At 37.7% G+C, this 13687-nt stretch carries 9 protein-coding genes; 6 read left to right on the plus strand and 3 right to left on the minus strand.

Annotation, left to right across the window (positions count from 1 at the left end; translation table 11 throughout):
• Positions 1–4: 4 nt before the first annotated feature.
• The 3 genes from uxaC to kduI are packed head-to-tail and all read right to left on the minus strand — an operon-like array spanning position 5 to position 3047.
• Positions 5–1402 carry a glucuronate isomerase gene (gene uxaC / locus J2786_RS06235; protein ID WP_047430173.1) on the minus strand — a complete coding sequence of 466 codons (1398 nt, stop codon included), beginning with the start codon at positions 1400–1402 and terminating at the stop codon, positions 5–7.
• 17 nt (positions 1403–1419) lie between these two features.
• The gene (locus J2786_RS06240) at positions 1420–2202 is read right to left on the minus strand and encodes a gluconate 5-dehydrogenase (RefSeq protein WP_047430171.1); all 783 of its coding nucleotides are present in this window, start codon (positions 2200–2202) and stop codon (positions 1420–1422) included.
• A gap of 8 nt (positions 2203–2210) precedes the next feature.
• Positions 2211–3047 carry a 5-dehydro-4-deoxy-D-glucuronate isomerase gene (kduI, locus tag J2786_RS06245; protein WP_047430167.1) on the minus strand — a complete coding sequence of 279 codons (837 nt, stop codon included), beginning with the start codon at positions 3045–3047 and terminating at the stop codon, positions 2211–2213.
• Positions 3048–3925: 878 nt separating this feature from the next.
• On the opposite strand from kduI, the gene J2786_RS06250 reads away from it, so the two are divergent.
• The 6 genes from J2786_RS06250 to J2786_RS06275 all read left to right on the plus strand — a co-directional run bounded on the left by J2786_RS06250 (position 3926) and on the right by J2786_RS06275 (position 13649).
• The gene (locus J2786_RS06250) at positions 3926–6943 is read left to right on the plus strand and encodes a SusC/RagA family TonB-linked outer membrane protein (protein WP_047430165.1); all 3018 of its coding nucleotides are present in this window, start codon (positions 3926–3928) and stop codon (positions 6941–6943) included.
• A 10-nt stretch (positions 6944–6953) separates the two neighbouring features.
• The gene (locus tag J2786_RS06255) at positions 6954–8789 is read left to right on the plus strand and encodes a RagB/SusD family nutrient uptake outer membrane protein (RefSeq protein WP_047430162.1); all 1836 of its coding nucleotides are present in this window, start codon (positions 6954–6956) and stop codon (positions 8787–8789) included.
• Positions 8790–8871: 82 nt separating this feature from the next.
• Positions 8872–9894 (plus strand): pectinesterase family protein, encoded by a 1023-nt coding sequence (locus tag J2786_RS06260; protein WP_047430159.1) that lies wholly within the window; start codon positions 8872–8874, stop codon positions 9892–9894.
• A gap of 29 nt (positions 9895–9923) precedes the next feature.
• Entirely contained in the window at positions 9924–11339 is a 1416-nt protein-coding gene (locus J2786_RS06265; protein ID WP_310024313.1) for a pectate lyase, read from the plus strand.
• A 49-nt stretch (positions 11340–11388) separates the two neighbouring features.
• The gene (locus tag J2786_RS06270; RefSeq protein ID WP_047433240.1) at positions 11389–12384 is read left to right on the plus strand and encodes a DUF4861 family protein; all 996 of its coding nucleotides are present in this window, start codon (positions 11389–11391) and stop codon (positions 12382–12384) included.
• Between the two features lie 11 nt (positions 12385–12395).
• A complete protein-coding gene (locus tag J2786_RS06275) occupies positions 12396–13649 on the plus strand; it encodes a glycoside hydrolase family 88/105 protein (protein WP_047430154.1) in 1254 nt (417 codons plus the stop codon).
• Positions 13650–13687 lie beyond the last annotated feature (38 nt).

The following is a 13687-nucleotide window of genomic DNA, read 5'->3' on the forward strand; positions in this document are numbered from 1 at the left end:
TCAATTAAAAATCAAAATAGTTTTTCGCGTTATGATAACAGATATCTGAAATGGTTTTCCCAATCAGCTCAATATCATCCGGCAGTTCACCATTCTTCATTTCTTCTCCGAAAAGATTACACAATACCCTTCTGAAATACTCATGCCTTGGATAAGAAAGAAAACTCCTGGAATCTGTCAGCATTCCTACGAAGCAGCTGATTAATCCCATATTGGAAAGGGCATTCATCTGTTTGATCATCCCATCTTTTTGATCCAGAAACCACCATCCGGAACCGAACTGTACTTTTCCTTTGATGCTTCCATCATTGAAATTTCCGATCATCGTAGCGAAAATCTCATTATCAGCAGGATTCAGATTATATAAAATGGTTTTTGTCAGCTGATCCTTTCCATCTAAAGTATTTAAGAATTTAGATAACGTTTCTGCCTGAACAAAATCTCCGATGGAATCCCAACCTGTATCCGGTCCAAGAATTCTATGCATTCTTTCATTGTTATTTCTCAAAGCTCCCAGGTGGAACTGCTGTACCCATCCGTATTTATGATAAGCCTCACCAAGGAATAATAAAATTGCTGTTTTAAATTGATTAACCTGCTTTTCAGCAATCACTTTTCCTGCCAGTTTATCATTAAAAATAGCATTCACTTCCGCTTCTGAAGCTTCTTCAAAAGAAATATTGTTTAAGCCGTGGTCACACAATCTGCAGCCATTTTCATGAAAATATTCAATTCTTTTAAGCAAAGCATCACATAAAGTCTGGTAGGAATTAATCTCAATACCTGCAGATACTCCCAGCTTTACCATATAATCTGCAAAATTGTGATTTTCAATTAAAATTGCTTTATCTGGACGAAATGCCGTGCTTACTTTGATGCTAAAATCGCTTTTCGCAAGGTCCTGATGGTAATTTAAAATATCTGTTGGATCTTCTGTAGTACATAAAGATTCTACATTCATCATTTTCAACAAACCTCTGGTTGATTTTTCCGGTGTCTGAAGCTGAGCGGTGATATTCTCATAGATCTCCGACGCGTTATTTTCACTTAATAATTCATCAATTCCGAAATATCTCTTTAATTCCAGATGAGTCCAGTGATATAATGGATTCCTCAATGTATAAGGAACCGTTTTTGCCCATGCTTCAAATTTCTCTTTATCTGTGGAATCTCCAGTGATGAATTTTTCATTCACACCCATGGTACGCATGGCTCTCCATTTGTAATGATCACCGGCAATCCATACTTTAGAGATATTTTCAAAAACAGTGTCTTCTGCAATATCTTTAGGGATCAGATGATTATGATAATCAATGATAGGTTGTTTTTCCGCAAACCTGAAGTAAAGTTCTTCAGCGTATTTATTTTGTAATAAAAATTGATCTGTTATAAAAGGTTTCATTCTAGTCTAATCTGTAGTTATTCATTAGCAGGTTTTCCTATGGTGGCGAGAATTCCACCATCAACGTAAATAATCTGCCCGTTGATGAATCTGCTTGCATCAGAAGCCAGGAAAATAGCTGTTCCTGCCAGATCTTCCGGATTTCCCCATCTTCCTTCCGGAGTTCTGCTGATGATAAAATCATTGAATGGATTTCCATCCACACGGATGGGTTCTGTCTGAGAAGTTGCAAAATATCCGGGTCCGATTCCGTTCACCTGGATATTATGTTTTGCCCATTCTGTTGCCAGGTTTTTAGTAAGCATTTTAAGACCTCCTTTTGCAGAAGCATATGCCACTACATTATCACGTCCCAGCTCACTCATCATTGAGCAGATATTGATAATTTTTCCGGATTTTCTTTTAATCATATATTTGCCGATTAATTTCGACATTATAAAAGGTCCGGTAAGATCCACATCAATTACTTTTCTAAAGTCTTCCACTTCCATATCAATAGCCGGGATACGCTTGATGATTCCCGCATTGTTGACAAGGATGTCTATTTTTCCATGGGTAGCTTCCATCAAAGCTACTTTCTGAGCTGCTTCCAGTTCATCAGTTACATCAAAAATATAGCCGGTTGCTTTATACCCTTTTTCGTGGTAATAATTCAAAGCTTCCTCTAATTTTGATGGCGTTGTGCTGGTAATTGCCAGTTCAGCACCAGCAGCAGCAAGGCCTTCTGCCATTGCCATTCCTAATCCGTGAGTGCCGCCTGTTACAACAGCTACTTTGCCGGATAAATCAAATAAATTCATTAGAAAAATTACTTTAGTTCGTTTGTTTTGATACCGTCCATATCACCGTAGTCCATATTTTCTCCTGCCATACCCCAGATAAAAGTATAATGAGTTGTTCCTACTCCTGAATGAATAGACCATTCCGGAGACAGTACAGCTTGTCTGTTGATCATAAACAAATGACGGGTTTCATGAGGCTGTCCCATAAAATGACTTACCGTCTGCCCTTCTTCGAGATCAAAATAAAAATATGCTTCCATTCTTCTGGAATGGGTATGGGCAGGCATTGTATTCCATACACTTCCAGGGTGTAGTTCCGTCATTCCCATCTGAAGCTGGCATGTTTCAACTACAGAATTCACAATCAGTTTATTGATCGTACGTTTGTTGGCGTACTTTTCTTCACCCAATTCCACAATTTCCGCTTCATTTTTCGTGATTTTCTTGGTGGGATATGAATGATGTGCCGGCGCTGAATTGATGTAAAAATAGGTTTGCTCTTCACCATCTTTTTCAAAAAAGACTTCTTTAGCACCTTTTCCTACGTATAAAGCTTCTTTATTACCAAGGTTATATACCGTTCCATCTACCGTTACTTTTCCGGCACCACCTACGTTGATGATTCCCAGCTCTCTTCTGTCAAGAAAATTTTCAGCTTTCAGATCATCCGTAGATTCCAGCTTCAAAGCTTTGGAAGAAGGCATTATCCCTCCTACAATAAGTCTGTCATACATAGAATAGACTAATTTTATCTTATCCTCATTGAATAAATCATTGATCAGAAACTCCCTCCTAAGATCTTCTGTGGTATAATTTTTAACATCTTCCGGATGATGGGCGTAACGAAATTCTGACTGTATCATACTCCTATTTTTACTTTTCTTTTTTTGTGGTTTTCTCAAACCAGTTAAATTAAATGTAATCGATTGCATAAAATTACACTAAAATTGGCAGAAATACTTGTGGGATAAATATAGAATTATTCTTCAATTAGTTAACAAAAAATTAATTTAAATTTAAAAACATCTGATTTTCAGATATATAAAATTAAAAATTACACTTATTTTTATTGAAATAAAAACTTTTTATTCAATAAAAATTAACCAAAAACAGAACACAGAACCTTCAAAAATATAAAATCATGCCAAAATAAAACGATATTTACAAGGTGTGAAATTGATAAAAATTAAACGCTTTTACAAAACATACTATATACATTACGATATATTATTAAAAACAATAAAATACTGATACAAAATCCCGCGAAAAAAGATGATAAAAATCAGAAAATATTACAAAATTTTATTCCAAGATAATAATTCAGGGATTTTGGGATGCAAAAAACATATGAATTTTAAGTTATTTTTAAGTTTTCTAAATATTAAGCATTAAAAAAATGAAAAATTCTCACCTAATTACACAACATTCAGAGAAAACCAATATTAACCTTATTTACAATATGTTACATAATAAAAAATCTCTCTAGTTGGATAGGATATTTTTATTTAAACCATCAAATTAATAAAAAAATAACATTTTTTTCTTTGCATATTGAAAAATAATATTAGTTTAGGAGCCAGAATAATGTTTTATAAAAAACTACGCAATCGATTGCACTAAAGCGTAAGAAAATATTAAAAAGCTTCATGACCACTAAAGTCCGCAGAATAATACTTAACAGTCCAAAACAAGAACGATTGAAAAAACTTTCAACCAAGAATTAAAACTATAAGGATACAAAATGGATAAAAGAGTACAATCAATAAAGTGGTTATATTTAACTGTTTTTCTGCTTCCTGTCCTTGCAATGGCTCAAGAAAAAGAAACAAAAAAAGATAAAGAAACCAAACTGGATGATGTGGTTTTAGTGGGATATACAAAGGTTTCTAAAAAAGATGTTACCAACGCTGTTTCTTCGGTGAAAGGCGAAGCGCTTAAAGATATGCCGTCTACCAATGCTGCTGAAGCTATCCAGGGAAGACTGGCCGGAGTGCAGGTTTCCCTGAGTGAGGGATCTCCCGGAGCTGATGTGGATATTGTCATCCGCGGCGGAAACTCCATCACTCAAAGTAATGCCCCGCTCTATATTGTAGATGGTGTGCAGATGGATAATGCCCTGACGATCTTATCGCCAAAGGAAATAGAATCAATTGAGGTCTTAAAAGATGCTTCATCAACCTCTATATTCGGTTCAAGAGGAGCCAACGGTGTCGTTCTGATCACGACAAAAGGAGGCCGTAAAAAGGGGAAAACAACAATCAATTATAATGGTTTTGTAGGAGTAAGAAGTATTCAGAATAAGCTTAATGTTCTGGATCCTTATGAGTATGTACTCTATCAGTATGAACAATATTATAAGAATGGAGACCTAAAAGATATTGAAACTTTTAATACCCGCTACGGAACATTTGATCAGCTGGATAAATATAAATCTGTCAAGAATGTAAACTGGCAGGATAAACTTTTTGGAAGAGAAGCCTTCAACTTTACTCATAATGTATCTCTATCCGGAGGAAATGAAAATTCGGCATTCTCTTTAACTCTGAATAATGTAGAAGAGGACGGGATTATGATTGGTTCCGGATTTAAAAGAAATATGGCCAACTTCAGATATGATTATGATATTTCAAAAAAACTGACCATTGGTCTTAATGCCCGTTACAGCCGCCAAATGATTTATGGTGCTGGAACTTCTGCTTCCGGTTCGCAAACGACCAACAGATTGAGAAATGCTATAAGATATCAGCCTTTTGAAGGAGGTTCTACGGTAGATGTTGATGAATTTGATCCGTTATTCGCAGATCAGACCAATCTTGTCAATCCAATTCTATTGGCCAATGATGAAGTAAAAGAAAGCGGAAGAAATGATTTATTGCTTAATGCAACGCTTGATTATAAAATCAGTAAAGACTTCACTTTCCGAAGTGTAATCGGATATGTACAGAGAGATCAGATTGTCAACCAGTTCTCCGGTCCGGTAACCAACCTTGCAAGACAGAATAATGATCAGCCTGTAGTATTTTTAAGCAACGCTCAAACCAGAAGAATTACCAATACCAATACCCTGAATTATAGAAGAACCTTTGGAAATCATAAGCTGGATTTGCTAGCAGGTCAGGAAACGGTAAGAACAGACGGAGAATCAACATCTATTAATATCAAATGGTTCCCGAAATCCTCTTCAGCACAGGAAGCATTTGCCAATTCGCAGCTGGCTTCTCCTCCGTCAGGAATGATTCAGGATGCTCCTAAAACCGCAAGAGAAGTAGACCGCCTGGCTTCTTTCTTTGGAAGAGTAAATTACATCTATAATAATAAATATATCGCAACGGTATCCATGAGAGCTGACGGCTCAAGTGTTTTCAAACCAGGCCCTAACCAGTGGGGATATTTCCCAGCGGCATCTTTAGCATGGAAGATCAAAGAAGAAAATTTCTTAAAACAGAGCAATTTTGTCAATGAACTGAAGCTTCGTTTAGGATACGGAAAATCGGGAAATAACAGAATCGGAGCCTTTTTATATGATACCTTCTTCACCTCTTCTTCAGATTATGGATATGCTTTTGGGACCAGTGTTACACCTGGTGCTACAACGGGAAATATCATGGCAAACCCTAACGTGAAATGGGAAACTGCAACCTCTTATAATGCGGGGATAGACTTTGGTTTATTCAAGGGAAGACTTTATGGTACCCTTGATGTCTATAAGACTCATACGAAGGACCTTTTATTACTGGCTAAAATACCACAGACCTCAGGATATGAATTTCAATATCAAAATTCAGGAAGCAGTGAAAATAAGGGGATCGAATTATCAATGGGAAGTACCATCATCAGTAAAGAAAATTTTTCATGGAAGATTGATGCCAATATCTCATCCAACAGAAATACGATCAAAAGCTTAGGAAATAATGCCTCCGCAAGTTCCAATTCTTACTACTACCCTTCCGGATGGCAGAATAACCTGTTTGACTTCCTGGTACAGGTAGGCAAACCGGTAGGAACTTATTGGGGATATGTAACGGCCGGTAGATATGAAGTGAGTGATTTTAATTATGACTCAGCCACTCAGATTTATACGTTAAAAACAGGAATTCCAAATTCTGCTGCAGTAGCCAACGGTGCCAAAGCTATACAGCCGGGAGATCTTAAACTTCAGGATCTTAATGGCGACGGTGTCATTGACAGCAAAGACATGACTGATCTTGGAAGCGCACAGCCTAAATTCTACGGTGGTTTTACCCAGACCTTCCGATATAAGAACTGGGATATGAGCCTTCTTTTCAATTTTTCCATTGGAAACAAAGTGTATAATGCCAACAAAGTAGAATATACAACCCAATACCTGTACAAGGATAATAATATGCTGGCAGAAGTAGCAGACCGATGGAGATGGTTTGACAATGCAGGAAATAAGGTAACAGACCCAACGGCTCTTGCTGCCCTTAACGCCAATACAACTATGTGGACTCCGCCTGCAGGGGCTTACTTCCTGCATTCGTATGCCATTGAAGACGGTTCTTTCTTAAGACTGAATAACCTTACCATAGGATATAGTCTGCCAAAAGGATCTCTGGAAGCCATCGGAGTGAAAAACCTGAGACTGTATGCTACCGTGAATAATTTATTTACAATTACCGGCTATTCAGGATTTGATCCGGAAGCCAATACAAGAAGAAATCCATTAACTCCGGGAGTTGATTATTCAGCTTATCCAAGAAGCAGATTTATCTTATCAGGAGTAGATATCACTTTCTAAAACGAACGCTATGAACAAAAATAAATTTTCAAGCCTTTTTTTATCTCTTGCCTTTGTGGTGACCCTGAATTCATGCAGCGAATATTTAGAGGTAGAAAACCTTTCCAACACCGCAGAAAAACAGCAGTTTGACTCAGCGCCGGATACTTTTGCTGCTCTTGTGGGAGTTTATAACAGTGCTATGGGTGACAATACCTATGGACAAAGAATGAACCTTATTCTCTCTCAGTCAGGAGACGACTTCAGAACGTCAGGAGATTACAATGCCAATGACAGAAGAGGAGTCAGCTGTTTTGGAGCAGTTCCTACCAATACAGAATTATTAAGACCTTTCCTTGATACTTACACAGGTATCGAAAGAGCCAATCTTGTTATTAAAAATATTCCGCTTTCTCCGGTGTATCAAACCGGATCCGCAGCTGATAAAAAGCTGATGGACCGTTATCTCGGTGAAGCTTTGGCATTAAGAGCAATGTTCTACTATGATCTTATTAAAAACTGGGGAGATGTTCCATTTCAGGACAAACCTTCAGTTGATCTTCCTTCGGTATATTTACCTAAAACAGACCGTGATATCATTTATGATCAGATACTGGAAGATCTTGCTAAAGCTTCAACCTTAGTTCCATGGAAATCTGAAGGAGGAACTACGGCACAAAGACTTTCAAAAGCTGCAGTAAAAGGATTAAGAGCGAGAATAGCCCTGGCAAGAGCAGGATATTCTCTGAGAAGAAGTCCCCAATTAATGGTACAAGGCTCCAATCCTCAGAAATATTACCAGATCGCATATGATGAGTGTAAAGAAATCATCAATTCCGGGCAGCATAAGCTAAATCCCAGCTATGAAGGTCTTTTCAGATCGCTGCATACCAACAGTCCGGATACAACGAATGAAATTATTTTCGCTGTCGGAGCGTTTGGAGGAAATTCACGAACAGATTCTAAAATCGGATATTATAATGGGTTAAGACATGATGACTCAGACTGGAAATCAGCAGGAGGAATCAGTGCTATTCCTACTTATTTCTATGAATTTGGTAAAAATGATTTGAGAAGAGATGTTAATATTGCTATTTTTAGAGTAAGTACAAGTAAACAGGAAGATCTTCAAACCTCTATCAACTGGAACGATGGAAAATTCAGAAAATCCTGGACAAGCATTACAGGAACTTCCCAGAATTTAGGAATTGACTGGCCGCTTTTGAGATACGCAGATATTTTATTAATGTTTGCAGAGGCAGATAACCAACTTCACAGTGCGCCTTCTCAGGAAGCTATTGATGCCGTAATGGCTGTCAGACAAAGAGCTTATGCCGGAAATCCAGGCCAGGTGGGAACAATTCCAACTTCAAAAAATCAGTTTTTCCAGTATATTGTACAGGAAAGACTGCTGGAATTCGGAGGCGAGGGATTAAGAAAATATGATCTGATCCGCTGGAACCTTCTTGAAACAAAAATCAATGAAACCAGACAAAAATTAACAGATTTCATGAACGGTACCGGAGCTTATGCCAACGTTCCTGAATATATTTTTTATAAAAAACCGGCATCAACCGTTATCAATTATGTTCCTACAAAAACAGCACAGCAAAATGTACTGGACATGGATATTTATGTCAACGGAATCAACAAAGCCGATGTTTTCTACAATCCTAACCAAAGTGTTGCCACGCCTTCAGGATATACAAAAATCAACTGGAGACTTGCTATGACACAGCCTTACATCAACGGAGATCCTGTGAAAAGCTATGCTTATTATTTCCAGCCTAATAAAAAGGAACTTCTTCCTATAGCCCTGGATGTAATCAATTCAAATTATAATCTTACCCAGGATTACGGATACTAGACAGTTTAAGTTTACATTCATATCAAAAATACAGGCTGATCTCTTTAGGAACACAGCCTGTATTTTAAACCAAAATTGCTTTATGAGACATTCCATCCTTTTTAAAAACTGTACGCTGTTTTCTGCTTTTTTGATTACTGTATTCAGCCTTCTTTCTTTCCGGACCAGGGAGAAAACCCTCCTGGTTTCGAAAGACGGAAAAGGTGACTTTACAACCATTCAGCAAGCGATAGATGCAGTTGAAAACAACTCTTATCTGAGGACAAAAATTGTTATTAAAGCTGGAATTTATAAAGAAAAAATTGTTATTCCTGAATCGAAAGGTCCTCTTTTTCTGGAAGGTGAAAATTCTGAAAAAACAATCATTACTTATGATGATTTTGCTTCTAAAAAAAATGCAGACGGAAAAGAAATAGGAACTACAGGCTCGTCTACTCTATTTATTTACTCCGATGATTTTAGTGCTAAAAATATTTCATTTGAAAACAGTTCAGGGAGAGTCGGACAGGCCGTTGCAGTATTGACTTCAGGTGATAGAATCGCTTTTGAAAACTGCAGGTTTTTAGGAAATCAGGATACTTTATATCTGAAAGGAGTTCAGGATCTTCAGGATAAGACAAAACCATCAAGAAATTATTTTAAAAACTGTTATATAGAAGGTACTACTGATTATATTTTCGGGGCAGGAACCGCTGTTTTTGAAAACTGTATCATTTATTCCAAAGAAACGGCAAGCTATATTACAGCAGCTTCTACTCCACTGGAAAATAAGTTTGGTTTTGTGTTTATCAATTCTAAAATTATCGGCAATGCAAAGGAACATTCGGTGTATCTGGGGAGACCTTGGAGGCCATTTGCTAAAACTGTTTATATTGATTGTGAACTCAATTCCACAATAAAACCTGAAGGATGGCACAACTGGAGTAAACCTGATGCTGAAAAGACAACATTTTATGCAGAAAGCCACTCAAAAGGTACGGGAGCAAATCCCATGCAGAGAGTTTCATGGTCACATCAGTTAACCCAACAGGAAAGAAAAAAATATACGGCAGGAAATATCCTGAAAGGCATGGATAGCTGGAATGCAAAAAAGAGTTTAAAATAATTCAACCCTTCAAAGAGAATTTTTCAATCATGACAAAGAGTTTCATCAGAATATTCGCTACCGGAATTTTATGCAGTATTTCCACGCTGATCAATGCGCAGGAAGTATTGAGCTTTCCGGGTGCTGAAGGTTTTGGAAGATTCACAACGGGCGGTCGTGGCGGAAAAGTATATTTCGTAACCAACCTGAAAGACGATCATTCTGAAGGAACATTAAGATATGCCCTGAACCAGAAAGGGCCGAGATATATTGTTTTTAAAACCAGCGGAACCATCTATCTTGAATCTCCTTTAAAAATAAAAGAAGGTAACGTCACCATTGCCGGACAAACCGCTCCCGGAGACGGCATTACCGTTGCCAATTACGAAACATTTATAGCGGCTGACAACGTTATTATCCGCTATCTGAGATTCAGAATGGGAGATCAGAAAAAATTTGAAGGTGATGCTTTGGGTGCAAGATTCATCAAAAATCTGATAGTAGATCATTGCTCTATGAGCTGGTCCACAGACGAAACTGTTTCCATCTACGCCAACGAAAATACAACCTTGCAGTGGTGTATTATTGCGGAAAGCCTCAGAAACAGCTTCCATCAGAAAGGAGCCCATGGTTACGGAGGAATTGCCGGAGGTAAACAGGCATCATTTCATCACAATATATATGCTCATCACGATAGTAGGAATCCACGATTGGGAGAATATGCAGGAAGTAAATTTGCCCTCACCGACCTTACTGATTTCAGAAATAATGTGATGTATAACTTGGGACACAACAGCATATACGGCGGTGAAGGAATGAACGTCAACATCATCAATAATTATTACAAACCCGGACCTGCAACCATCACCAGACAAAGGATTATTGCCATAGATAAAAATGAAAATCCGAAAACGGAAGTCTACAATACCTGGGGAAAATACTATATCCATGGAAATGTCATGGAGGGAAATCCTGAAACTACCAAAGACAATTGGAAAGAAGGTGTTTTTAATCAGATGAAATCCTCGTACAATCTAACGGAAAAAGATAAAAATTCCATAAGGATTAATCAGCCTCACGATATTAAAAATAATACCATCACCCATACCGCCCAGAAAGCCTATGAAAAAACTTTACAATATGGAGGAGCAAGCCTGGTACGTGACGCTGTTGATCTGCATATTATAAAAGATATCAAAACCGGAAACTTTACTTATAGAGGATCAAAAGGAAGCACAAATGGAATCATCGACTCTCAGGAGGATGTGGGTGGATTTCCAAATTTGAGGCAGGAAAAACCACTCCCAGATTCAGATAATGATGGAATTCCTGATGAGTGGGAAATTAAACATCATTTAGACCCGAAATCCGCCAATGCCTATGGCAGAGATCTGGATAAAAATTATGACAATATTGAGGTTTATTTCAACGATATCGTCAGTAAAATAACCGATGAACAACGTTAATAACCATGAAAACTCTTTGTTACAAATCGGTAAACTAATAAGAAAAAGTATGAAATTCAGCTTATTTACAATATGTATTGCGGGAACTTTTATCAGTTCAACTCTTTCAGCACAGACTTCTGTGATTGAAAACAGTAAGAAAAATCCTAAAGCACCATTTTCCTACGCTGAACTTTCTGTAAAAGAAGGCGGCCAATGGGAAGGCAATCAATACATCGGCGGAACTTTTAAAAACGTTCAGGAACTTACCCTGCCGGAAACCCATACGGATCACTCCTCATATATCAGATATGAAGGAATTGGTCTGGAAAACAATCAGATTGGCTACAGGCTCTATCTGGACTGGAGAAATGCTACAGATATTTTTGGTAAAAAAGTAAACACTCTGGTATTACCGGAAGTCGGTCAGGATGGTTTTGAATCTTATCATCATGATGCTCCGTGGGGACAGGATATCCTGAAGTCCGGCCGTACCATCGGAATCGGGTCTTACGGAAGATATGATGAACAGAATGATTATGTTGAAACTTTTAAAATCGTAAAAAAGACTACCACAAAAGTGGTCAATGAAAAAGACCAGTCTTATGCCATTATCAATTACAAGGGATGGAAAACCTGGGGTAATCCGGTAGATCTGCAGTCAAAACTGACTATTTTACCCAAAGATCGTTTCGTAAAAGTGGACCTTACCCTAAACAATAGCCTTTCAGGTTTATGTACGGGAATTGTTGCTTTTAAAGACATTCCTTTGAAACAGGGAATCAGTAAAAATAAAAAATGGGGCTATATTGCGACTTATGGACCGCAAACTTTAGCCAAAAAAGAAGACAATCTGGGAATGGCAGTCTTCTATCCTATTGAAAGTCTAGATCAATATGTAAAGACAAAATCTACCCATACGATCATTTTCAAAAAGACCAAAAATGTATCTTATTACTTTTTAGGAGCCTGGTCACAGGAACCCAACGGCTTAACTACCGAAGACTCTTTCTACCAGGACCTGAATAAAAAACTGGATATTCTGGATAAAACTCAACAACTTTAAAGTTTAAAATCATGAACTTTATTAATAATTCTATTACAATCTATGCATTGGCAGCAGTATGTTCAGGACTCTTTTTTTCCTGTGCACAACAGCCACTGCAAAATTCTTCATCCGAAATACAATCAAAAGTAAACGGAAAAATTTCAGCCAAACTTCCATGGTCGGAAAGAATGCTTCTTTCTGAAATACAACGCTTTCCTCAGGCATGGATGCTGGATTATAACAAAGCGCCCAAATGGAGCTATCCCACAGCCATCGTTCTGGAAGGTGCTGAAAGGTTGTTTGAAAAAACGGGAAACAAAGAATATTACAGATACATCACAACCTTTGGTGATACCATGGTGAAAGAAGACGGAAGTGTTGTTTCTTATGATCTTTCCAAATACAATATTGATATGCTGAATTGTGGAAATGTACTTCTTTACCTCTATCAGCAGGAGAAAAAAGACAAATACTTAAAAGCTCTGCAAACCCTGCGCTCTCAAATTGATGGCCAGCCAAGAACTTCAGAAGGCGGTTTCTGGCACAAGAAAATTTATCCTAACCAGATGTGGCTGGACGGGTTATACATGGGTGAGCCATTTTATGCCCATTATACCCATGATTTTTCAAAAGGCGAAGAAGCTGAAAAAGCTTACAACGATATCATCAATCAGTTTGAACTGATTCAGAAGCACCTTTTAGATAAAAAAACAGGACTTCTCTATCATGCCTGGGACGAAAGCAGAGAACAGCAATGGGCAAATAAAGAAACCGGACTTTCACCAAATTTCTGGTCAAGAGCAATGGGCTGGTACGGAATGGCTATCGTAGATGTACTGGATTATCTGCCTCGAAACCATCCGGGAAGAGCAAAATTACTTGCCTACCTGAAATCTTACTGTGATGCTGTTATCAAAGTTCAGGATTCCAGGACAGGACTTTGGTATCAGGTATTGGATAAAGGAGGAGAAAAAGGAAACTACTTGGAAGCAACAGGTTCATCTATGTTTGTGTACACCATGATAAAATCTGTCAACAAAGGATATTTATCCAAATCATATAAAGCATACGCCAAAAAAGGATACGATGGCATTATCAAAAACCTGATTACAGTAGATGAAAACGGTGTTGTCAGCTTAAATAAATGCTGTGCTGTGGCAGGTTTGGGCGGAACACCTTACAGAAGCGGTTCTTATGAATATTATGTAAATGAAGAAGTCCGTTCCAATGACCCAAAAGGAACAGGTCCGTTTATTCTTGCCAGTTTAGAATTTGAAAAATAAAAAAGGATTGAGAAACTCTTAGCCAGATAATGTATAAT

Source organism: Chryseobacterium vietnamense, from assembly GCF_031454475.1.
GTDB classification, from domain to species: domain Bacteria; phylum Bacteroidota; class Bacteroidia; order Flavobacteriales; family Weeksellaceae; genus Chryseobacterium; species Chryseobacterium vietnamense.

Bases quoted from the DNA above. Each gene is read 5' to 3' on its own strand.
- uxaC (WP_047430173.1), bottom strand. From the start codon at position 1,402: ATGAAACCTTTTATAACAGATCAATTTTTATTACAAAATAAATACGCT.
- J2786_RS06240 (WP_047430171.1), bottom strand. From the start codon at position 2,202: ATGAATTTATTTGATTTATCCGGCAAAGTAGCTGTTGTAACAGGCGGC.
- kduI (WP_047430167.1), bottom strand. From the start codon at position 3,047: ATGATACAGTCAGAATTTCGTTACGCCCATCATCCGGAAGATGTTAAA.
- J2786_RS06250 (WP_047430165.1), top strand. From the start codon at position 3,926: ATGGATAAAAGAGTACAATCAATAAAGTGGTTATATTTAACTGTTTTT.
- J2786_RS06255 (WP_047430162.1), top strand. From the start codon at position 6,954: ATGAACAAAAATAAATTTTCAAGCCTTTTTTTATCTCTTGCCTTTGTG.
- J2786_RS06260 (WP_047430159.1), top strand. From the start codon at position 8,872: ATGAGACATTCCATCCTTTTTAAAAACTGTACGCTGTTTTCTGCTTTT.
- J2786_RS06265 (WP_310024313.1), top strand. From the start codon at position 9,924: ATGACAAAGAGTTTCATCAGAATATTCGCTACCGGAATTTTATGCAGT.
- J2786_RS06270 (WP_047433240.1), top strand. From the start codon at position 11,389: ATGAAATTCAGCTTATTTACAATATGTATTGCGGGAACTTTTATCAGT.
- J2786_RS06275 (WP_047430154.1), top strand. From the start codon at position 12,396: ATGAACTTTATTAATAATTCTATTACAATCTATGCATTGGCAGCAGTA.